This is a genomic window from Alteromonas sp. WD8-37 (assembly GCF_055326825.1).
In genome coordinates this window covers 32,449-53,684 of record NZ_JBUZOV010000007.1, presented here as the reverse complement: position 1 = coordinate 53,684, position 21,236 = coordinate 32,449, and the positions used below count along the sequence as shown (strand labels likewise).

Genomic DNA, 21,236 nt, shown 5'->3' with positions numbered 1-21,236 from the left:
GTCTTACTCCTTAGGCTCTACTTGCTCTGGGCGAATAGTACGGATAAACCACACCATACCACCAATCAGGAAGAATGAGCTAAACGGCAGGATTAACAGACCGTTGCCCTGATACCAGCCACCGTTTTGCACCACTGGTAAAATTTCAAAGCCCAGGATGGTACCGAAACCAAACAGTTCCTTGATCACACCGATACAGATCAGGATGAACGAGTAGCCCAGACCATTACCAATACCGTCTAAGAAGCTCATCAGCGGTGGGCTCTTCATGGCATAGGCCTCAGCCCGGCCCATTACAATACAGTTGGTGATGATCAAACCGACGAAAACCGACAGCTGCTTAGAGATTTCATAGGTGTAAGCCCGCAAAATCTGGTCTACCACGATTACCAGTGAGGCAATGATGGTCATCTGAATAATGATCCGTACGCTAGACGGAATCTGGTTTCGAATCAGCGAGATAAACAAGTTGGAAAATGCTACTACGCTGGTAAGTGCCAATGACATTACCAAAGCTGTCTCCAGCTTGGTGGTAATCGCCAGGGCGGAACAAATGCCCAATACCTGTAAGGCAATCGGGTTGTTGTCTAGAATCGGCCCAAAGAGGGCCTTTTTCATTTCTTTTACGTCTGCCACGATAATACCCCTTATGACCGCCAGGCTTGGTTTTTCAGAAACTCACCAAAGCCATTTGGACCAGCCCAATATTGAATTGTATTTTCAACGCCGTTGCTGGTCAGTGTTGCACCAGATAACGCATCGATTTCATACGGGTCGGTTGGGTTCGCACCTTTTGTTACATCGATAGCCACTTCGCCATCTTTGTACAATTTTTTGCCATCCCACTTTTCCTGCCAGTTCGGGTTTTGCACTTCGCCACCCAGTCCCGGCGTTTCTGCCTGTTGGTAATAGATCAGTTCGCGAATGGTTTTGCCATCGGCATCCACCGCCAAAAAGCCATACATCAGATCCCACAAACCACTACCGTGAACGGGCATGATCACGCGGTTAACCTCACCGCTGTCATCTTTTACCAGCCACACGCTGGCCACATTGGCGCGGCGCTGGAAGCCAACATTGCTGTTAACGACCTTTTGGCTCATTTCGGTTTGCTTGGCGGCCTTGTACATATCGTAATCCGGCGCGGGCTGCTCAGTAAATTCACCAGTTTTCAGATCCACATAGCGACGCTCGATGTTGTCATCGTAAGTGCTACGAATTTCATCGCTGCTCATGCCTGCTTTATACAGACCTGCGGCGGTCAGGATGTTGGTTTGCTTATCCAGCTCTTTGTTCGCTTGCTGAATCTGACGCAGGCCAACAGCCGCGCCAGAAACCACGATGGAACACACCAGACAGACAGCAACTACAACGCCGACTGTTTTTCCTAAAGAATCTTTTTTAGCTGACACGAGCAATCCTCCGCTTGATATTGCTTTGTGCGACAAAGTAATCGAACAATGGCGCCCACAGGTTAGCAAACAGAATGGCTAACATGACCCCTTCAGGGAACGCTGGGTTCAGCACACGGATCAGAACCGTCATAAAGCCAATGAAGATACCGTATGCCCACTTTCCTTTGTCGGTAAAAGACGCAGATACCGGGTCGGTGGCCATAAAGAAGGTGGCAAACGCCAGGCCGCCGATAACAAAGTGCCAGTACACCGGCATCGCAAACATCGGATTGGTATCACTGCCAATCAGGTTCAACAGCGTGGAGAAAAACGCCACACCCAGACCGACACCGGCCACAATACGCCAGCTGGCAATACCCATGTACATGATCACCAGGCCGCCTAAAATGATAGCCAGGGTTGACACTTCACCGGCCGAACCAGGAATGGCACCAAAGAACGAGTCCCACCACAATTCGGTGTTACCGTAATCCATGTCGCCAGACGCTGCTTTGCTTAACCAGGTTGCACCGGAATAACCATCTGCCGCTACCCACACTTGGTCACCAGAGATTTGCGCCGGGTAGGCAAAGTACAGGAATGCCCGCGCTGAAAGCGCCGGGTTTAAGAAGTTACGGCCGGTACCGCCAAAGACTTCTTTGGCAATGACCACACCAAAGGTGATACCCAGCGCCACCTGCCACAATGGAATGGTCGCAGGCAATGTCAGGGCAAAGAGTACCGAGGTAACAAAGAAGCCTTCGTTGACTTCGTGCTTACGCACCGAAGCAAACAACACTTCCCAGAAGCCGCCCACCACAAAGGTGACCGCATAAATAGGTAACCAGAAACAGGCACCATAAAGCATCAGGGTGGCCCAACCGGCATCCGGCCCTAACTGACCGCCCAGACCGGCAAACAGGGCTGCCTGCCATGCATCTGGCAGTGTGCCAGCACCGGCAACAATCGCCTGGTTAGCCTGATTACCAATGTTGTACATACCATAGAACATGGCAGGGAAGGTGCACGCCCATACCGTGATCATGATCCGCTTCAGATCGATGCTGTCACGGACGTGGGTGCTGGCCTTGTTGACTTTACCCGGCGTGTAGAAGATGGTGGCGGCTGCTTCATACAACGCATACCACTTTTCGTGCTTACCGCCCGGTTCAAAGTTTGGTTCGATTTTTTCTAAATACGCTTTCAAACCCATGACTTAACCCTCTTTCTCAATAGTGGTCAATACATTGCGTAGAATCGGACCATAATTGTATTTGCCGGGGCATACATAGGTACACAGCGCCAAATCTTCTTCATCCAACTCGAGGCAACCTAACGTCTGAGCACTGTCTGTATCACCGGCAATCAGGTCCCGTAGCAATAACACGGGCAGAATGTCCAGAGGCATAACGCGTTCATAATGACTACCAATTGGAACCATTGAACGTTCGGAACCATTGGTGGTTGTTGTCATAGCAAACTTTTGATCAGTGATATGCCCGGTATAGGCACGGGTGATCGAATGCTTATCTTTGCCTGGCGCCAGCCAGCCAAATAGTGTTTTCTCACGGCCTTCTTTTAATACTGAGACCTGAGTGTGATAGCGGCCTAAAAAGGCATGTACGCCCTGGGCGGTGGTACCATTTAGAACCGAGCCGGAAATAACCCGCACTTCACCATCAGCGATTTCGTTGTCGATCAGCTCTTCGATGTCGGCACCAATCATGGTACGCACTAACCGTGGCTTATTCGCCGCCGGGCCGCCAATCGCGACAACGCGACGGTTGTCCAGCTCACCGCTGGTCAACAAGGCACCGATCGCCATGACGTCCTGGTAACCGATGTGCCAGACTTTTTTGGCATTGCCCACGGCGTCCAAAAAGTGGATATGGGTTCCTGGCAAGCCGGCTGGATGCGGGCCGCCGAACTCTTCGACATCAACTTTGGCACTGCCGGTAGGTACGTTTGCACCCGGTGCTTTACACACAAACACCTTGCCGTCGGTCAAGGCTGTCAGCGCGTTCAGACCATTAACAAAATCGTCTTCACGTTCGCCGATAATTAACGTCGGGTCGGCCGCCAGCGGATTGGTATCCATCGCGGTCACAAAAATAGAATGCGGGGTGCTGCCCACCTCAGGCACTTTGCTATAAGGACGCGTTCTTAACGCTGTCCACATGCCTGACTCTACCAGCAACTCCTGTAATTCTTCGCGTTTGCTACCGGCGATCTTGTCAGCAGCAATCTTGTCGAACGCAACACTGTCGTTACCGTTGATTTTAATTACCACAGACTGCAGAACACGTTTGGCACCGCGGTTTACTTCTACCACTTCACCGGCAGCTGGCGCTGTGAATTTAACACCGGGGTTCTTTTTGTCTTCAAAAAGAACCTGGCCTTTTTTCACAGTGTCGCCAACCTGGATGTGCATGGTAGGCCGCATACCTACATATTCTTCGCCCAGAATGGCAACGCGCGTCGCAGTATTCCCATCGGAAATAGTCTGCTCAGGCGCTCCCTTTATCGGGAGGTCGAGACCTTTCTTGATTTTAATCATATGTAATCGCACTACTCTAATAGAAGAACTCTTTTGCATGGCCGCCAATGTTGGCCCATGGCCTGCATGCAAAAAAACTCTGGCTGTGTTTTCCCGCTGGCATGCTGCCGTGTTGGCAGGCTTGCGCAGCCGGCATGGTCATGCCCGCGTTCTTGCTCTTGTGTTTGATAATTATTGTTTGTTGAGCCGGTCCCGCGCTGATAGCGTAGAAAAATCAAAACACTGGCATCTCGGCTATGAAGTGGTGATAGAACACCCCCACTTAATTCCGGGATTTTAACATTATCCACCGGTGTTTCGCTATCCAAATCAGGGATAAACCTTAAATTTTGTGCAATAAAGCACAAAATTCAGCGGGCACAGAGTATACATTATTCCGGCGCAGACAAAAACGCCGTCTGAACAGACGGCGTTTTTAAGATGTCGTCAACTTGGCTTACCAGGCGCGCTGCGGATCCACATCCTGCTCGTAATCTACGCCGTCGATATCAAAGCCAAACAATTTTAAAAATTCGTGATGGTATCCCGCATAATCACTGATTTCATGGAAGTTTTCCTGAGTAGTCTGATCCCACAGCTGTTTGATCTTGGCCTGGGTCTCAGGATTGGTTTCGATGCCATCCATGCGGTAGCGGTTGGCTTCATCCAAGGTTGGCGTGTCGCCATACAGACACTGCTTGAACAAACCACTGATTTGTTCGATGCAGCCTTCATGTGTACCTTCTTCCTTCATCACCTGATACATCAGTGAGATGTACAGTGGCATGACCGGGATTGCCGAACTCGCCTGGGTGACCAGCGCTTTAAGTGATGAGACATGAGCATCCACCAACAGATCGGCATGCTTGCCATTAATCGCCGCGGCGGCCCGATCTAAATCTTCTTTGGCCTTACCGATGGTGGCCTGCCCGTAGATAGGCCAGGTTAGCTCTTTTCCAATGTAGGTGTATGCGGTGGTTTTGCAGCCTTCGGCCAGCACACCAGCCTCGGCCAGCGCATCCAGCCACATTTCCCAGTCTTCACCGCCCATGACTTTGATGGTGTTAAGAATTTCTTCGTCGGTGGCCGCATCCAGCGTCACTTCATGCACCTTGTCTTTGTCGGTGTCATAGGTTTTGGTGGTGTAGGATTCACCCACCGGTTTTAACACCGATTTATAAGTCACACCGCTGTGTGGCTCGGTACGCCGTGGAGAGGCCAGACTGTAAATGACCAGGTCAATTTTGCCCATATCCTGTTTGATACGGCCAATCACCTCATCTTTTAACTCCAGCGAAAATGCATCCCCATTAAGCGTATGAGCATACAGTCCTGCTTCTTCGGCATACTTGTGAAATGCCGCGGTGTTGTACCAGCCGGCGGTGCCGGTTTTACGCTCGGTAGGCGCTTTTTCAAAGCACACGCCCAGGGTTTTGGCCCCATGGCCAAAAGCAGCCGTGATCCGTGAGGCCAGGCCGTAGCCGGTCGAACATCCAATCACCAGCACATTTTTTGGCCCTTCGCCAAAACCGTCCTGGTTGCGAATATAATTAATTTGCTCTGCCACCGCAGCGTCACAGCCAACCGGATGCGCATTGGTGCAGATAAAGCCACGTACTTTTGGCTTGATAATCATAGTAAAACCCTTTTGCTTGTAATGGCGGTATTGTAATCATGACGACGGCTTTAACAACTCGGAGCAGCTACATCGCCCACCGGTGCTCTACTGATCGCTTACAACCGGCAATAAAAAAGCACCCCGTGGGGTGCTTATATGGTGATTGGCTTAGGACAGAACATCCAGCAGCTCAACTTCAAACACTAGGGTGCTGAACGGGGCAATGGCGCCACCGGCACCTTGCTCGCCATAGGCCAGCTCGTGCGGTACATACAGCTTCCACTTGGTGCCTTCGGCCATCAGCTGCAGCGCTTCGGTCCAGCCTTTGATGACGCCATTTACCGGGAATTCTGCAGGCTGTCCACGCTCATACGAGCTGTCAAAGGTTTTGCCATTTAATAGTGTGCCGTGGTAATGCACACGCACGGTGCTATCAGCATTGGGTGACTGGCCGTCGCCCGTTTCGATCACTTCGTATTGCAGGCCAGACTCGGTGACGGTTACTTCGTCACGCTGAGCGTTTTCGGCCAGAAACTTTTCGCCTTCTTCGATCAGCGCTTTGCTTTGCTCGGCTTTGGCCGCTTGCATGCGCTGATGAATCTCACCAAAGGCATTGCGCAGGGTATTATTGTCTACCTGGGCAGTTTCGCCGGTAAAGGCATCACTTAAGCCTGCCATAACCGCATTGATGTCCAGCCCGTCGAACGGGTTGGATTTCAGTTGTTCACCCATTTGAAAGCCAACACCGTAGCTGGCTTGCGTTTCTACTGTTGAATACTTTTCTGACACAATGTCTCCTGTAACTAAATTACAAATATTGTTTAAATAGCGCGCAACCCTGCGGTTTATTTAAGCGCCATTAATTTGACCCTGTGCAGTGTAACATACCCTCTATTTACTTGCCTTAGCGGATAGATTATGGTTTTTGATCGGTTTAACTTATCGCCGTTTATAACCTTAAGGCGTTAGACAAGCGTGTCGCTTAGCAGTAAGGTGACAAGCATGCAAGCAGGAGGATGCCATGCAATCACACTATGATTCAGAACTAAAAGATACCGTGAGATACCTGGGCAAAGTGCTCGGTGAAACCATTCAGGCCGAGCTTGGCGAAGAATGGCTGGAACGGATTGAACAGATCCGTTTAGATGGCCGGGCGTCTTACCAAGGCGACAGCGCATGTAGTGAAAATCTGAAAGAAACTTTCAAAAAACTTTCGGATACAGATTTGCTGACCGTCGGCCGGGCATTTGCTCAGTTTTTGAATCTGGGCAATATTGCCGAACAAGAATATAACAGTGCCATGAATGTGGACGCATCAATAGATGCCCTGTTCGAGCATTTAGATAAGGCTGAACTGACCGCCGACAATGTGCACAAAGCAGTAAGTAAGCTCAACATTGATTTGGTGTTGACCGCTCACCCCACTGAGGTGACCCGCCGCACGCTGATTCACAAGCACAAAGAACTGGCTAACTGCCTGCAATCAGTGCATCAGGAAAATTTGAGCGATCATGACCGCGTGCGCATCGAAACCCGCATTGCGGATCTGATCAGCCAGGCCTGGCACACCGAAGAAATTCGCTCTGAGCGCCCCACCCCGGTGGATGAAGCGCGTTGGGGCTTCTCAGTGATTGAAAACTCACTCTGGGAAGCTGTGCCTGAATTTTTACGCGAGCTGGATGAGCGCCTGCAAAAAGATTATGGCGTTAATCTGCCGCTGGACAGCGCACCCGTTCAGTTTAGCTCCTGGATGGGCGGCGACCGCGACGGTAACCCTAATGTGACCGCGACGGTCACCGAACAGGTGCTGTACCTGGCGCGTAAACGCGCGGCCAAATTGTTTGCGCAGGATTTTGATCGCTTGCAGGTTGAATTGTCGATGTACGACTGCAGTGACGAAATGCGTGCGGTCGTGGGCGATGCCAATGAACCGTACCGCGCGCTGTTACGCCCGCTGGTAAGCCGCCTGGCTGCCACCCGCGATGGGATCTCAGACTATCTGGCGGGTAATGAAGTCAGCCAGAAAAACTGGATCAGCGACAACAGCGAGCTGCTTGAGCCGCTACTGATGTGCTACGACTCCTTGTGCAAACGCGGTATGAAAGTCACCGCTGATGGCCTGCTGATGGATACCATTCGCCGGGTGCGCTGTTTTGGTGTGCATCTGTTGCGTCTGGATATCCGCCAGGATTCTGAGCGCCATGCCAATGTATTAAGCGAAATCACCCGTTATCTGGGCTTAGGCGATTATGGCCAGTGGAATGAAGCCGACAAGCAAGCCTTTTTGCTGCGCGAATTGTCGTCCAAGCGGCCACTGTTCCCCGCTCAGTGGGATGCGTCCGATGAAGTGAAAGAAGTGCTCGATACCTGTCGGGTCATCGCCAAGCATAAACGCTCCGGCTTTGGCATTTACATTATTTCCATGGCCAGTGAGCCGTCGGATGTAATGGCGGTGCAGTTGTTGCTGCAGGAAAGCGGTGTCAGCTGGCCGATGCCCGTGGCCCCGCTGTTCGAAACGCTGGACGATTTGAACAACTCACCCGAAGCGATGCGCCGCTTGTTGTCTATCGACTGGTATCGTGGCTATATCAAAGGCCAGCAGTATGTGATGATCGGCTATTCTGATTCGGCCAAAGATGCCGGCGCTCTGGCTGCCGGGTGGGCACAGTACGAGTCGCAGGAAGCGCTGGTTAAAGTGGCCGAAGAGTTTAATACGCGCCTGACTCTGTTCCATGGCCGGGGTGGCACCATCGGTCGCGGCGGTCTGCCGGCGCATTCGGCGATTTATTCACAACCGCCAGGCTCCCTGGAAGGTGGCTTCCGGGTGACCGAACAAGGCGAAACCATTCGCTATAAATTTGGCATGCCACGGCTGGCCAAACGCAGTTTAGGCATTTATGCCAGCGCCATTATCGAAGCCATGTTGTTCCCACCGCCAGAGCCAAAACCAGAATGGCGCGAGCTCATCACTAAAATGGCGGCCAAAGGGCGGGACAATTACCGCTATACCGTGCGCCAGGATGAAGATTTTGTGCCCTATTTCCGGGTAGCCACACCAGAGCAAGAGCTGGGTAAGCTGCCATTAGGTAGCCGGCCGTCCAAGCGTAAACCGCAAGGCGGCATTGAAAGCCTGCGCGCAATTCCTTGGATCTTTGCCTGGGCGCAAACCCGGTTAGTTTTGCCTTCCTGGCTGGGGGTGATGCGCGCCATCGATGAGGTCAAAGCCGAGTCGGATGAAAAGGTAGTCAGCGAAATGTTCAATGACTGGCCGTTTTATCGCTCCCGCTTATCTATGCTGGACATGGTGTTCCATAAAGCCGATCCGCGCATCAGTGAAGCCTATGATGAGCGTTTGGTGCCGCAAGAGCTGGCCCACTTTGGTAAATCGCTGCGTGAAGAGCTCAAGCAAAGTGTGGAGTCGCTGCTAAAACTGACCGGCCAGCCTGAAATCATGTATCAGGATCCGCAAGGTAAAGAGTCGATGAATATCCGTGCCGGTTATCTGCAGCCGCTGCATTATCTGCAAATTGAGTTGCTCGATCGGGTCCGTAAAGCCGGCGATGATGCGCAAAACACCGCGTTGGAACGCGCCATGATGGTGACCATCGCCGGTATCGCGATTGGTATGCGTAACACCGGGTAACCCGCTATACCATGATAAATCAAGCCGGCCTGTGCGCCGGCTTTTTTTATGCGCGCTGAACCAGCCAGAGCTTTGCAGGGTAAAAATACTCTCTGCCATTATCAGGAGTGACATATGATTAAAGCATACGCAGCCAAAGAGCCCGGCGGCAAACTGGAGCCGTTTGAATACGACCCGGGTGAACTGGGCCAGTATGAAGTTGAAATCGCGGTGGAATCCTGTGGCTTATGCCATAGCGATTTGAGCATGCTCGATAACGAATGGGGCATGACCGAGTATCCGTTTGTGCCGGGCCACGAGGTCAGCGGCAAAATTACCCAGGTGGGCGACCAGGTTACCGATTTAAAACCCGGTCAGCGGGTCGGCCTGGGCTGGCACTCATCCTACTGCACCACCTGTAACACCTGTATGCAGGGCGACCATAATTTGTGTAGCGATGCCCAGATGACCATCGCCGGGCGTCATGGCGGCTTTGCCGATAAGGTGCGCGCGCAGGCCACTGCCGTCATCCCCCTGCCCGATGATATCAACCCGGATGTGGCTGGCCCGCTGTTTTGTGGCGGCATCACCGTCTTTAACCCGCTCACTCAGTTTGCCATCGAGCCCACGGCCAAGGTCGCGGTCATTGGCATTGGCGGGCTGGGCCATATCGCGCTGCAATTTTTGCGGGCCTGGGGCTGCGAGGTAACTGCGTTCACTTCCAGCGAAGATAAGCAAAAAGAAGCCAAAGAACTGGGTGCACACCATGTGCTTAACAGCCGCAGCGACGAGGAGCTGGAACAGGCAGAAGGCCGTTTTGATCTGATTATCTCCACAGTCAATGTCAAACTGGACTGGGACAAGTACATTGCCACACTAAGCCCTAAAGGCCGGCTGCACTTTGTCGGCGCCACCTTAGAGCCGCTGGATATCAATGTGTTTGGCCTGATTATGGGCCAGCGGTCTGTGTCCGGCTCACCGGTGGGCAGCCCGGCGACCATTAAAAAGATGTTGAAATTTGCTGCATTGCATAATATCGAGCCGGTTACCGAAACCTTTGCCTTTGAGGATGTGAATGAGGCACTGGACAGACTGCGCGACGGCAAGGCGCATTACCGCATTGTGTTAAAAAATTAACAGACGCCGAAAACAAAAAAACCGGGCTTCAGGCCCGGTTTTTTAATTTATGCACTATCAAACTTAGCCGTTAACAAACTCAACGCCAATTTTGATGTCGTTGCGCAGGCCGTCCAGCATGTCCTGCTTAGCGCTTTCTTCAAAGTCGCTCAGCTCGCCGTAAGGCAGAATTTCTTCTACACCATTTGGCCCCAGACGTACCGGGTGCGCGAAAAAGTCAGCATCGTCGCTGTCGTCGGTTTGTACATAGGTGTACTCAACCACATTCTCGCCCTGCATTGCGGCAACCAAAGACAGGCAGAAACGTGCTGCCGCCTGGCCCATAGACAGGGTGGCCGAGCCGCCGCCGGCTTTGGCTTCTACGACTTCAGTACCGGCGTTTTGAATACGCTTGGTCAGACTGGCAACTTCATCATCGCTGAAGCTCACGCCTTCTACCTGAGACAACAAGGGCAAAATGGTGGTGCCTGAGTGGCCGCCGATTACCGGTACATGCACATTGGCAGGATCAAGGTCTTTTAGCTCTGCCACAAAGGTCTCAGCGCGGATCACGTCCAGCGTGGTCACACCAAACAGTTTGTTCTTATCGTAAACCCCTTTGGCTTTCAGGGTTTCTGCTGCGATAGCCACTGTGGTATTTACCGGGTTGGTGATAATACCTAAACAAGCGCTTGGGCAATGCTCAGCCACACCTTCTACCAGGCTTTTTACGATGCCGGCATTGGTGTTGAACAAATCAGAACGATCCATACCTGGCTTACGCGGAACGCCAGCAGGGATCAGCACCACGTCAGCGCCTTTTAGCGCTTCGCCCAGGTCTTCTTTACCATGGCCGGTCACTTTCACCGCGGTGGGGATGTGGCTAAGGTCAACGGCAACCCCCGGAACAACTGGCGCTACATCATACAGCGCAAGATCCGAACCCGCTGGCAGTTGTGTTTTCAACAACAGCGACAGCGCCTGACCAATACCACCGGCAGCACCTAACACGGCTACTTTCATTTGATTTCTCCTATGGAAATTTACGTTTGTTAACGACTGCGTCACCCTAAAGCAACGCCGGACAAAACACAATTAGCGAATCGTCGTAGACGAAAACACCCGCATTCTGTTCGTGTCGTATTCATTTGGTTGCATGATTATGCAATTAAATTGCTTAAAGTCCAGCTCTGCGGCACAATAATAGCCCTTTCTCACCGCAACACCAAACAACAGTAGGCGCTATGGCAAACCAAAAACAAGAACAACTAATCAAAGCGTTTAAAGACATTCTGAAAGCCGAAAGCTATGGCTCGCAGGGCGATATCGTTGATGCCCTTAAAGCCCAGGGTCACGACAATATCAGCCAGTCCAAGATATCCCGGATGCTGAGTAAATTCGGCGCGGTACGTACCCGTAACGCCCGGGGCGATATGGTGTACTGCCTGCCGCCGGAATTAGGCATGCCCACGGCTAAGAGCCCGCTTAAGCAACTGGTACTGGACATTGTACACAACAACGTCATGGTAATCATTCGCACCAGCCCGGGCGCGGCACAGCTTATCGCACGGCTGCTGGACTCGTTAAGCTCAAAAGATGGCGTGCTGGGCACCATCGCCGGCGATGATACCATTTTTATCGCCCCGGCTGATGTGAGCCGCATTGAACAACTGCGTCAGCGCGTCGAAGATTTATTTGATAATGTGTAACGAACAGGCGCTGAGCTAGCTCAGCGCCCACCTGAGTAAGTTCTGGCTAACTTATTGAAGCGCCTTGATAAGCGCATCGGCCGCCGGCTTGGATGAAGGCGGATTCTGGCCGGTGATCAACTTACCCGACTGCACCACATGCGGCTCAAAGTCGCCTTTTTTGGAAAAATCACCGCCCTGCCTTTTCAACTCGTCCTCTACCAGATAGGGCACCACGTTGGTTAACTCCACCGCTTCTTCTTCAGAATTGGTAAAGCCGGTTACATCACGCCCTTTGATGTAGGGTTCGCCGTTAGTGTCTTTTACATTTTTCAGCACAATCGGCGCATGACATACCGCTGCCACCGGCTTATCATTTTGTAGCATATTTTCAATCAGGGTCTGCGATTCAATATTGTCTGACAAATCCCACAGGGGTCCGTGGCCGCCCGGGTAAAATACTGCGTCAAATTCATCCGCGCTGACATTTTTCAATGCCATGGTCGAAGCCAGGGCCGACGCTGCATGGCTGTCTTCGGAAAAACGCTTGGTGTCGTCAGTCAGCGCATCTTCTTCTAAGCTCATAGGGTCAATAGGCACCTGCCCGCCCAGCGGTGAAGCCAGCGTAATCGTGTAGCCAGCATCGACAAAGGCATAGTAGGGAGAGGCAAACTCTTCCAGCCAGATGCCGGTTTTATTGCCGGTGTCACCCATTTTGTCGTGGGAAGTCATTACCATCAGGATACGTTTGCTCATATATTCTCTCTTTTTGCTCAACATGGGTGTGTTTAATACTGACCACCGCGCCGGCAAGTTTACTATGGTGGGATCAGTGGCCGGCACCAGGGCAAAAAAAAGCCACCCCGGAGGGTGGCTCTTAAGAGTTGGTGTTGTAGCTCAGCTTAGAACTTGTAGCTGATACCGACACGGACTTCCCACAGAGAAGGGGCACGCACCAGGTTTTGTTCAGGCGCACCAAATTCACTGTATTCGTACTGACCCTGTTCATTGATGTCTGCATCTACTACAGAGTCACCTACGAATGAACCTTGACGGAAATCACCCCAGTCATCATTTAACATGTTGGTGAAGTTTTCCACTACGATGAAGGCCTGAGCGCGATGCTCATCGGTGAAGCCTGGCAGTTCCTGAGACACACGAATGTCTGCCTTAACCCACCAGTCAGCGTTTTCACTGTTACGGTCAACAATCTGACCACGTGCCAAGCCGTTTGCATCAACCCACTCATTAAAGCCAGCTTCTGCTTCAGCGGCGGTTTGTACCACGTTACCATCGCGATCCACAGTGTCTACGAAGACCACATTTGGATCATTTAGCTCAGGAACGTACAGCAATTGACGAGAACGCGCTGTATCCCACGGGAAGGCATCATCGTTACCATATACGTACGAGAACGGCTTACCTTCATTGGCAGTGGCAAACAAGCTAAAGCGCGTGTTGTAGCCATCGAAGAACTCATGGGTATAGCTCAACGATAGGTTAAAGCGGTTACCTACTGCGTAATCTGACGTGGCTGCCTGCGGATTGTTTGGATCCGTAGTGGCAAAGTTCACATAGTTAGAGAAGGCTACGGCACTGGTCATTGGGTTGGCATCTTGGGCGTCAACATACGCATAAGATAAAGTACCCTGCAGGCCGTTCTGCCAATCCTTAGTCACACCCAGTGAGAAGATTGTGGAGTCACCGTCACCCTGGGTTACATTACCCAGAATAAAGTCAGAACCTACACGACGATCCGCATCAACCTGCTCGTAAATCGGACGGCCGTCAAAACGGGTCGCACCGCTGTAACGAATACCCGCGTCGCGTACCAGTGCAGAATCCTGACGGTCGGTATACACCACATCGGCGGTAACGATGTAGTCAAACGGGGCCAGGTAGGTGGCACCAAAGGCATATTTCCACTCAGACGGGATGTCAAAGTTTGGATCCGTAGCATTGGTTTGGCCATCACCATCGGTCAGGCTGGTGTTTGCAACTTCATCAATCAACGCCTGAGGGATATTGTAGATAGGCTGACCCGCACCAGACAATGGTACGTCAAACAGTGAAGTTTCACCGCTTACCCAACCTGGGATATCGTCTTCACGGGTACCGATGTTAGTTACACCATCGTTTGAGTAGGCGTTAGAGATCCAAACATTCGGGTTACCGCCAGAGTACAGACCAATACCACCACGCAGTTCTAAGTCTTCGTTAACTGTGTAGGTCAAGCCTAAACGTGGTTGCAGCAGGCTGATGCCATCAACGTTGGCAGTGTTAGCAAACCCATAACGCTCCTGGAAGTTTTCATTCAGGCGAGGACGATCGTCAGAGCCATAGCTATCATAACGTAAACCAACCAGTACTTTCAGGTCGTCAGTGGCGTAAAACTCATCCTGAATATAGAAAGTTGTTACATCGAATGCAAACGATGCTGCGGCATCATTTGGATCGTTAGTACCGGCTGAGTTGTTGTAGTAGATACGGTCAGGACGGCCGGCTTCAAAATCTGCCAGGCTGTCAAAACGGTACTCACCCACAGTGTGCTGCATAAACAAGTTGAATACGTCTGTTTTTTCGTATTCAAAACCGGCTGTCAAAGTGTGGTCACCCAGATAATAGGTACCGGCCAGCTTCAGCGTGGTTACATCGTAGTTCATTTCGTTGGACTGACGAGAGTCATCCGGGCCCAGGTAAATGGTACCGCCATCTACAGTATCAATCTGTACTTCAGCAAAGCCCGAGGCTTCATCGATAGATTGCTGCAAGTTTTCCAGCTTAGTGTGGCCGATACGCAGTTCTGTAACAAAGTCCGGCGTCCAGTCAGAATATACAGAAGCTACTGCAGTTTCCAATTCAGCGCCACGCTTGTAGAAGTGGTTGCTAAACGGCAGCTCATCAGAGTCAGCGTCTGACTGGCTAATGCTAAAGCCTTCGTTCCAGTTATACACCAACGACGCACGGTGGGCAGAATTGATGTTCCAATCCAGCTTCACCAGCAGTTTTTCATCTTCGATAGGTGCTGATGGTGGCAGACCGCCCACATCATAGTTGTATACGCGCTGGGCGATTTCAGCAGCAGCGTCAGCATCTTCCTGAGAAATACGGTTGTTCAGGCCGTTGTAGTCAAACAGCTCAGCACCTTCCAGTTTTTCATAGGTGGCAAACAAGAACAGTTTGTCTTCAATCAGCGGCATACCTACATTGAAGCCATAACGACGCTCATTGTAGTTTCCATTATCACGCTCAACACCACCGGCGGAGTCGCCACGCATAGAATCGTTGGTGTAATCGAAAAACACACCACCGAATACTTCATTAGTACCTGATTTGGTTACCGCGTTGATGTTACACGCGGTGAAACCGCCGTATTCAACATCAAACGGGGCCAGCTCCACGGCTACCTGTTGGATAGCATCGTAAGGAAAAGGCATACGCTCAGTGGGGTAACCGTTGCTGTTCAGACCAAACGCATCGTTCATGCGAATACCGTCCAGCGTCAGGCTGTTGAAGCGCGGGCTTGAACCACCACAGCTGATGGCATCGTTTGAGCTTTCATCAACAAATACACGTGGGTCAGCACGAACGATATCGGTGATGCTACGGTTGATGGCTGGTGCGTTTTCCAGCGACTCCAGATCAAAAATACTTTGCGGGCCGGTGGCACCAAAGTGAACCGCAGACAAGGCACTGCCGCTAACCGAAATGACTTCGATGTCTGACGGGTTTTCTAAGGTCAGGTTCAGACCGTACGGGTCGCCCAGGTTAACAAATACATCGTTGATGGTGGTGTCCTGATACTCATCAGAATCCACGATGATTTGGTATGGACCGCCAACGCGTAAGCCCCGAAGGTTGAATTTACCGTTTTCGCCTACAGTAACTTCACGTGAGGTACCGGAAGGTACGTGAATTACTGTTACTTTAGTACCAGCAGCCGGAGAACCCGTTGGAGTTGTAATTGTACCCTGCATCGCAGAGGAGGTTTCCTGTGCCATCGCGGTAGACGCCAGGCCCACGGAGAGCGCTACGGCCATCGCGACGCGACTGATCTTAGATTTGGAGATCATTGTGTGTTTCCCTTATCCCGTATAAAAAGGTAAATGCAAATTCAAAGCTGTTTTCATTTGGTGTGCTGAAAATTTACGCGGCAGATTGTTAGAAATTTATGTTGCAGTTTTATGACAGTCTTATCGCAATGATGTGATAAGTGGATGAGATGCGGCTTTTTTTATTGTTTTTTTACCCGCCGCTGCTGATCCAACCCGACCTGCTTAAAATTCGTTCTGCTGCTCTGATTCAGCGCGGGGCTTATTTTTTCGTGTTTTGGCTTGAATAAACAGCGTTTATCCTGATTCAGAATCTTTAATATAAAACACATAAAATTCATAAACTTACTTTTTACTAGTAAGATTACCTGTTGCAATAAATAAGCTTAACTGGTGAAATCGCGGCTATAAATAAAACTAAGTGTTGTACACATCTTACCGTTGAGATCATGATGAAAGTTGGCAAGTCGACCATAATATGGACAGTTCTGGCGCTGGCACTTTTAGTCGGCTTTTTTCAGACTTACTCGCATTTTTCCGGCCTGACGCCGCAAATCGGTCAATATTTAAGCTGCAGTTCACCCCTGTCGACAAATAAAGACGAACTCAAAGTGTACCTGACCGAAACCGCGGTTGCCCAATCCCTGCTGACCACCTTATGCGCCAACGATGTCGTGGCCCGCCAGTTTGGTGATGTGCAGGTGGTGGTTGGCCAAAACGACTACGACACCTTTCGCTACATTAATCATGGGGTGGCAGATTTAGCCCTGGTCAAAAGTAACGTAATCCAGGCGTTTGGCGCCAATATGATTTACGACTATGACGAAATCGCTGCGCATGCTGATTACGGCGCCTTTTTTATCGCGTTACGCGAGAAACCGGCCTTGTCTAAAGAGTATTTATTGGGCAAACGCATAGGTATTCTGGATTACCCCAGCAGCCGTTCCGGCCACATTGTGCCCAAAATGGTGCTGCAAACTCTCGGGCTTAACGAAACAAATGTTAATCTGCACTACTACAGTTCGCATAGTGAGTTACGCCGGGCTTTGCTGGCAGGGGAGGTAGATTTGATTTCGTCGTACTGGAGTGAAGAAGACCAGGCGCGGTTATCTAAAAATTATACGGTGGCGTTGCAAAAAGATGTCAGTGGCATGCGCTGGTATTTAAAAATGCAAACTCAGAACACCGATTTGCGCTGTGCTATGCAAAAAGTGATTCGCACCGCCACTGCCGCCAGTAGCAATAGCTATTACCAAAAACTGGCGTTAACCCAGGACTGTATGAATAATGCTGGTTAATCGCGTTCCGGCTCAGCAATGGCTGCGCGCCGGGCTCATTGCTATTGTTTTGACCGTAGCGTTTCAAACTGCCATCGCCGTAGGCCAGATGGCAGGTTATCAGCTAAGCTATCATCAGGCGCTGGATGCCGTAGAGCGGCGTATTAGCCTGGACTCGGCGTATCTTGATGTGGGCAATAAAACCCTGAACACTCCAGTCAATGAGGCTGCTGTGAGCGCTTACTTACACAAGCTCAATCGGCAGCTGGATACTCAGACCTACCCGCTGCGCATCAGCCAGATGCAAACTGTGGCCAGCCCCGAGTCAATACCTGCCCATTTTCAGCCCGCGGCGACCCTGACCATGCAGTCTGCCGAGCAAACCCTATCGGTGCACATTGCCAGTGTGCCCTGGTGGCAGGCTTGGTCGCTGAGTCATGTGTCACTGTTACTGGGCCTGGGCGTAGCGCCTCTGGTGGCCAGAATCCAGTATAAGAAAAAGCAACGCCTGGCGGCGCTGCAGCCACAGGTAGATACACGTATTCCGCATCTGGTGATTGACTTGACCAGCAAGACGCTGGGTAATGGGGTGAACGATACCCGGGTCACCATGCACAATAAGCCGTTCTGTTTTTATGTGGCGCTGGTGCGCTATTGCATTGAGCACCCTGATTGCCAGCTGATGCACCACACCGATGTCCCTGCCGGGTTAATCAGCCAGGCCAACCAGGTATTCGGCCGACTGATTGAACTGGGCCATACCAAACGCAAGCGGCCTGATTTTAATGCCAATCTGGACAAAACCCTGAGCGAAATTCGCTCTGCGCTGGAAGAAGTGTTTGCCGAATTTGCTGCGCAAAAAGAAAAATATTACCCGCCCCGGGCGCAAGGCGAAGGATCGCGCTCTAAACAGCATTCTTTTGCACTACCACACCTTTGTATGCAAGATATTGAAATTATTGGCAACTAGGCAGCACAAGCCGGTGTTTTCGTGAGATTTATCGCAACTTAAGATTGATTCATAAGGCTCAATTGCGTATCTTTGCGTCAAGAAAATCAGCCCCCTATTGTTATGCAGTCTCCATTAATCATTGCTATTTCCGGTGCTTCAGGCTCCGGCAAGTCACTTTTTACCGAAAATTTGCTTAAAGCATTTTCGGTGCAGGGAAAGCCTGTGCAAATTTTGCGCGAGGATCATTATTACCGCGCTCAGGATCATCTTCCCATGGAGGCACGGGAAAAGAACAACTATGACCACCCCAACGCATTCGAGCATGAGCTGTTAAAAGCGCATCTGGAATCCTTGCGCAATGGAGAGCCCATCGATTATCCGCATTATTGCTTTAAAACGCATACCCGCTTGCCAGAGACTGAAACCCTGGCCCCGGCTCCGGTGATCATCTTAGAAGGCATCATGTTGCTGGCTCGGCCGGAATTGCTGCCATTATTTGATGTAAAGATCTTCATCGACACTCCACTGGATATCTGCCTCATGCGGCGCATGATGCGTGATGTGCGAGAGCGTGGCCGGACCATCGAATCGGTGGCTAAACAATATGAAGCGACGGTGAAACCTATGTATCATCAGTTCATAGAGCCAAGCCGCTTCACTGCGGACGTGGTGGTCACCCAGGGCGGCAAAAATCAGATTGCCCTGGATGTGATCAAGTCGCACATTCAGCAAGCCCTATTATAAAAAGAAAATAAAGGAACCCTGCTATGGTCAGTTTACTGGGCATTGTGTCGTTGCTCGGCGTCGCATTTTTGTTATCGTCGGCCAAGCGCAGCATTAGCTGGCGCACCGTGGGTGGCGCATTTGCGGTGCAAGCGTTGATCGGTGCATTTATTCTGTATTTCGAACCAGGCATTCAGTTTTTGCATGGCGCCACCAAGTTTGTAGGCAACATCATTGGCTACAGCCAGCAGGGTATCAACTTTATTTTTGGCTCACTGGGCGATGAAAGTCTAGGCTTTATCTTTGCCTTTAATGTGTTGCCGGTCATTGTCTTTTTCTCATCTCTGATTGCCGTGTTGTACTACCTGGGCATCATGAGCTGGGTGATTCGGTTAATTGGCGGCTTGTTGCAAAAACTGCTTAAAACCAGCCGGCCGGAGTCCATGTCAGCAGCAGCCAATATCTTTGTGGGCCAGACCGAAGCCCCACTGGTAGTGCGCCCGTTTATTCCCCACATGACCCGTTCCGAGCTGTTTGCCATTATGGTCGGCGGCTTGGCCTCCATCGCCGGCTCGGTTATGGCAGGCTATGCCAGTATGGGCGTTGAACTTAAATACTTGCTGGCCGCCAGCTTTATGGCCGCTCCCGGCGGCTTATTGATGGCCAAGATCATGTTGCCTGAAACCCAGCATGCTAATGATGAGCTCAATGAAATCAAAGCCGAAGATACCGATTACGCCAATGTATTTGATGCCGCCGCCAGCGGCGCCGCGGCGGGCTTGCAGCTGGCCTTAAATGTCGGCGCCATGCTGCTGGCCTTTGTCGCCTTGATAGCCATGCTAAACGGCATCATTGGTTGGGGTGGCAGTTTGTTTGGGTATAATGACCTGAGCTTCCAGCTGATCCTGGGCTATTTATTACAACCGCTGGCCTGGGTGATAGGGGTCCCCTGGAATGAAGCTCAGTTGGTAGGCAGCTTTATCGGCCAGAAAATTGTGGTGAATGAATTTGTGGCTTATCTGGATTACATTGCGAATCAGGACGCCTTGTCGCCTATCTCGCAGGCCATTGTCACCTTCTCGCTGTGCGGCTTTGCCAACTTTTCTTCCATCGCAATACTGATGGGTGGAATCGGTGCCATGGCCCCCACCCGGCGCAAAGAAATCGCCTCGCTGGGGTTAAAAGCAGTGATCGCGGCCACCTTATCCAACCTGATGAGCGCCGCACTGGCTGGCTTTTATCTCTCACTGGGTTAAACAAAGTTAAAGCGCTGGACTGAATGGTCTGGTTTTAATAAAGTACCCGCCATCGCGCAGCAGCAGGCCTCTCCTGTTGCTGCATTTTGGAGTACACTATAAGACGCTCCCACGTTTTTTACAGGATACAGTTATGCAATTAGTTGCTGTTGACTACACGTCAGAAAATGCCAAGCAAGAGTTTGTTGAATCGCTGCGCGAGACCGGCTTTGGGGTACTGAAAAATCACCCAATTCAACAGTCTATGGTAACTGACATCTATAATGCCTGGCAGGCATTTTTTGATAGCGAAGAAAAGCACCAGTATCTTTACAATAAAGGTACGCAGGATGGCTTTTTCCCGCAGAGTGTGTCGGAAACCGCCAAGGGCTTTACCAAAAAAGACATTAAAGAGTATTTTCATTTTTATCCGTGGGGCCAGTGCCCGCCGGAATTGCGCCAACAGTTAGCCGATTATTATGCAGCAGCCAACGAGCTGGCGCAGGAACTGTTATCGTGGATTGAAGAATACTCACCGCAAGCGGTCAGCAAGCTGTATAGCCAGCCGTTATCAGACATGATCAAAGACAGCGACCAGACTCTGCTGCGGGTGCTGCACTATCCGCCATTAAGCGGTGAAGAAGAGCCGGAAGCGATCCGCGCTGCCGCCCACGAAGATATTAACCTTATCACTATCCTGCCGTCAGCCAACGAGCCGGGCCTGCAGGTTCAGCGCACCGATGGTAGCTGGCTGGATGTGCCGTGTGATTTTGGTAATCTCATCGTCAATATCGGCGATATGCTGCAGGAAGCCTCTGGGCATTATTTTCCGTCCACCAGCCACCGCGTGGTAAATCCGGAAGATGCGGACATGACCAAATCGCGTATCTCGCTGCCACTGTTTTTGCATCCGCGCCCGGATGTGGTGTTGTCAGAGCGTCATACTGCCGGATCATATCTGCAGGAACGCCTGCGCGAACTGGGTGTGATTTAAGATACTGGCGTAAATACCAAAAGGCCGCA

The 21,236-nt window shown here is 51.2% G+C and carries 18 protein-coding genes; 9 read left to right on the top strand and 9 right to left on the bottom strand.

The window, feature by feature from the left end; all coding sequences use genetic code 11:
• Positions 1 to 3 precede the first annotated feature (3 nt).
• Genes ACTUJZ_RS13860 through ACTUJZ_RS13845 form a run of 4 tightly spaced genes read right to left on the bottom strand, consistent with a single transcriptional unit; the run spans position 4 to position 3,951 of the window.
• Positions 4 to 636: an NADH:ubiquinone reductase (Na(+)-transporting) subunit D gene (locus tag ACTUJZ_RS13860; RefSeq protein WP_463636929.1), complete on the bottom strand. Its 633-nt coding sequence runs from the start codon at positions 634 to 636 to the stop codon at positions 4 to 6.
• Between the two features lie 11 nt (positions 637 to 647).
• The gene (locus tag ACTUJZ_RS13855; protein ID WP_463636928.1) at positions 648 to 1,412 is read right to left on the bottom strand and encodes a Na(+)-translocating NADH-quinone reductase subunit C; all 765 of its coding nucleotides are present in this window, start codon (positions 1,410 to 1,412) and stop codon (positions 648 to 650) included.
• Positions 1,402 to 2,607: an NADH:ubiquinone reductase (Na(+)-transporting) subunit B gene (locus ACTUJZ_RS13850; RefSeq protein WP_463636927.1), complete on the bottom strand. Its 1,206-nt coding sequence runs from the start codon at positions 2,605 to 2,607 to the stop codon at positions 1,402 to 1,404. Before ACTUJZ_RS13850 ends, ACTUJZ_RS13855 begins: the two co-directional genes overlap by 11 nt.
• A gap of 3 nt (positions 2,608 to 2,610) precedes the next feature.
• Positions 2,611 to 3,951, bottom strand: coding sequence for a Na(+)-translocating NADH-quinone reductase subunit A (locus ACTUJZ_RS13845; protein WP_463636926.1), 1,341 nt, complete (start codon positions 3,949 to 3,951; stop codon positions 2,611 to 2,613).
• Between the two features lie 37 nt (positions 3,952 to 3,988).
• Between ACTUJZ_RS13845 and ACTUJZ_RS13840 the strand changes: the two genes are divergently transcribed.
• On the top strand, positions 3,989 to 4,231 hold the full coding sequence (locus tag ACTUJZ_RS13840) for a hypothetical protein (protein ID WP_463636925.1): 243 nt from the start codon (positions 3,989 to 3,991) through the stop codon (positions 4,229 to 4,231).
• A gap of 156 nt (positions 4,232 to 4,387) precedes the next feature.
• Here ACTUJZ_RS13840 and fabV read toward each other — a convergent pair whose 3' ends face one another.
• Both fabV and ACTUJZ_RS13830 read right to left on the bottom strand, forming a co-directional pair.
• Positions 4,388 to 5,566 carry an enoyl-ACP reductase FabV gene (fabV, locus tag ACTUJZ_RS13835; protein ID WP_463636924.1) on the bottom strand — a complete coding sequence of 393 codons (1,179 nt, stop codon included), beginning with the start codon at positions 5,564 to 5,566 and terminating at the stop codon, positions 4,388 to 4,390.
• Between the two features lie 150 nt (positions 5,567 to 5,716).
• Positions 5,717 to 6,337, bottom strand: coding sequence for an FKBP-type peptidyl-prolyl cis-trans isomerase (locus ACTUJZ_RS13830; protein WP_463636923.1), 621 nt, complete (start codon positions 6,335 to 6,337; stop codon positions 5,717 to 5,719).
• A gap of 232 nt (positions 6,338 to 6,569) precedes the next feature.
• Between ACTUJZ_RS13830 and ppc the strand changes: the two genes are divergently transcribed.
• Together ppc and ahr are read left to right on the top strand one after the other, a co-directional pair.
• Positions 6,570 to 9,191, top strand: a complete 2,622-nt coding sequence (ppc, locus tag ACTUJZ_RS13825; RefSeq protein ID WP_463636922.1) for a phosphoenolpyruvate carboxylase — start codon at positions 6,570 to 6,572, stop codon at positions 9,189 to 9,191.
• A 114-nt stretch (positions 9,192 to 9,305) separates the two neighbouring features.
• On the top strand, positions 9,306 to 10,307 hold the full coding sequence (gene ahr / locus ACTUJZ_RS13820) for an NADPH-dependent aldehyde reductase Ahr (protein ID WP_463636921.1): 1,002 nt from the start codon (positions 9,306 to 9,308) through the stop codon (positions 10,305 to 10,307).
• Positions 10,308 to 10,370: 63 nt separating this feature from the next.
• Here the strand turns inward: ahr and mdh are convergent, their stop codons facing one another.
• Positions 10,371 to 11,309 carry a malate dehydrogenase gene (mdh, locus tag ACTUJZ_RS13815; protein ID WP_463636920.1) on the bottom strand — a complete coding sequence of 313 codons (939 nt, stop codon included), beginning with the start codon at positions 11,307 to 11,309 and terminating at the stop codon, positions 10,371 to 10,373.
• A 221-nt stretch (positions 11,310 to 11,530) separates the two neighbouring features.
• Between mdh and argR the strand changes: the two genes are divergently transcribed.
• Entirely contained in the window at positions 11,531 to 11,995 is a 465-nt protein-coding gene (gene argR, locus ACTUJZ_RS13810) for a transcriptional regulator ArgR (protein ID WP_463636919.1), read from the top strand.
• A gap of 51 nt (positions 11,996 to 12,046) precedes the next feature.
• Here the strand turns inward: argR and ACTUJZ_RS13805 are convergent, their stop codons facing one another.
• Positions 12,047 to 12,730 carry a type 1 glutamine amidotransferase domain-containing protein gene (locus ACTUJZ_RS13805; RefSeq protein WP_463636918.1) on the bottom strand — a complete coding sequence of 228 codons (684 nt, stop codon included), beginning with the start codon at positions 12,728 to 12,730 and terminating at the stop codon, positions 12,047 to 12,049.
• A gap of 146 nt (positions 12,731 to 12,876) precedes the next feature.
• Positions 12,877 to 16,047: a TonB-dependent receptor gene (locus ACTUJZ_RS13800; RefSeq protein WP_463636917.1), complete on the bottom strand. Its 3,171-nt coding sequence runs from the start codon at positions 16,045 to 16,047 to the stop codon at positions 12,877 to 12,879.
• Between the two features lie 428 nt (positions 16,048 to 16,475).
• Here ACTUJZ_RS13800 and ACTUJZ_RS13795 point away from each other — a divergent pair, with 428 nt between their 5' ends.
• The 5 genes from ACTUJZ_RS13795 (at position 16,476) to ACTUJZ_RS13775 (ending at position 21,207) form a co-directional block, all read left to right on the top strand.
• Positions 16,476 to 17,324, top strand: a complete 849-nt coding sequence (locus ACTUJZ_RS13795; RefSeq protein ID WP_463636916.1) for a type 2 periplasmic-binding domain-containing protein — start codon at positions 16,476 to 16,478, stop codon at positions 17,322 to 17,324.
• Entirely contained in the window at positions 17,314 to 18,273 is a 960-nt protein-coding gene (locus tag ACTUJZ_RS13790) for a hypothetical protein (protein WP_463636915.1), read from the top strand. The genes ACTUJZ_RS13795 and ACTUJZ_RS13790 overlap by 11 nt, the downstream gene beginning before the upstream one ends.
• A gap of 102 nt (positions 18,274 to 18,375) precedes the next feature.
• Positions 18,376 to 18,999, top strand: coding sequence for a uridine kinase (gene udk, locus ACTUJZ_RS13785; protein WP_463636914.1), 624 nt, complete (start codon positions 18,376 to 18,378; stop codon positions 18,997 to 18,999).
• Between the two features lie 23 nt (positions 19,000 to 19,022).
• Positions 19,023 to 20,234 carry a NupC/NupG family nucleoside CNT transporter gene (locus tag ACTUJZ_RS13780; protein WP_463636913.1) on the top strand — a complete coding sequence of 404 codons (1,212 nt, stop codon included), beginning with the start codon at positions 19,023 to 19,025 and terminating at the stop codon, positions 20,232 to 20,234.
• Positions 20,235 to 20,367: 133 nt separating this feature from the next.
• The gene (locus ACTUJZ_RS13775; RefSeq protein ID WP_463636912.1) at positions 20,368 to 21,207 is read left to right on the top strand and encodes an isopenicillin N synthase family dioxygenase; all 840 of its coding nucleotides are present in this window, start codon (positions 20,368 to 20,370) and stop codon (positions 21,205 to 21,207) included.
• Positions 21,208 to 21,236: the final 29 nt, after the last annotated feature.

Bases quoted from the DNA above. Each gene is read 5' to 3' on its own strand.
- ACTUJZ_RS13850 (WP_463636927.1), bottom strand. From the start codon at position 2,607: ATGGGTTTGAAAGCGTATTTAGAAAAAATCGAACCAAACTTTGAACCG.
- ACTUJZ_RS13845 (WP_463636926.1), bottom strand. From the start codon at position 3,951: ATGATTAAAATCAAGAAAGGTCTCGACCTCCCGATAAAGGGAGCGCCT.
- ACTUJZ_RS13840 (WP_463636925.1), top strand. From the start codon at position 3,989: ATGGCCGCCAATGTTGGCCCATGGCCTGCATGCAAAAAAACTCTGGCT.
- fabV (WP_463636924.1), bottom strand. From the start codon at position 5,566: ATGATTATCAAGCCAAAAGTACGTGGCTTTATCTGCACCAATGCGCAT.
- ppc (WP_463636922.1), top strand. From the start codon at position 6,570: ATGCAATCACACTATGATTCAGAACTAAAAGATACCGTGAGATACCTG.
- ahr (WP_463636921.1), top strand. From the start codon at position 9,306: ATGATTAAAGCATACGCAGCCAAAGAGCCCGGCGGCAAACTGGAGCCG.
- mdh (WP_463636920.1), bottom strand. From the start codon at position 11,309: ATGAAAGTAGCCGTGTTAGGTGCTGCCGGTGGTATTGGTCAGGCGCTG.
- argR (WP_463636919.1), top strand. From the start codon at position 11,531: ATGGCAAACCAAAAACAAGAACAACTAATCAAAGCGTTTAAAGACATT.
- ACTUJZ_RS13805 (WP_463636918.1), bottom strand. From the start codon at position 12,730: ATGAGCAAACGTATCCTGATGGTAATGACTTCCCACGACAAAATGGGT.
- ACTUJZ_RS13800 (WP_463636917.1), bottom strand. From the start codon at position 16,047: ATGATCTCCAAATCTAAGATCAGTCGCGTCGCGATGGCCGTAGCGCTC.
- ACTUJZ_RS13795 (WP_463636916.1), top strand. From the start codon at position 16,476: ATGATGAAAGTTGGCAAGTCGACCATAATATGGACAGTTCTGGCGCTG.
- ACTUJZ_RS13790 (WP_463636915.1), top strand. From the start codon at position 17,314: ATGCTGGTTAATCGCGTTCCGGCTCAGCAATGGCTGCGCGCCGGGCTC.
- udk (WP_463636914.1), top strand. From the start codon at position 18,376: ATGCAGTCTCCATTAATCATTGCTATTTCCGGTGCTTCAGGCTCCGGC.
- ACTUJZ_RS13780 (WP_463636913.1), top strand. From the start codon at position 19,023: ATGGTCAGTTTACTGGGCATTGTGTCGTTGCTCGGCGTCGCATTTTTG.
- ACTUJZ_RS13775 (WP_463636912.1), top strand. From the start codon at position 20,368: ATGCAATTAGTTGCTGTTGACTACACGTCAGAAAATGCCAAGCAAGAG.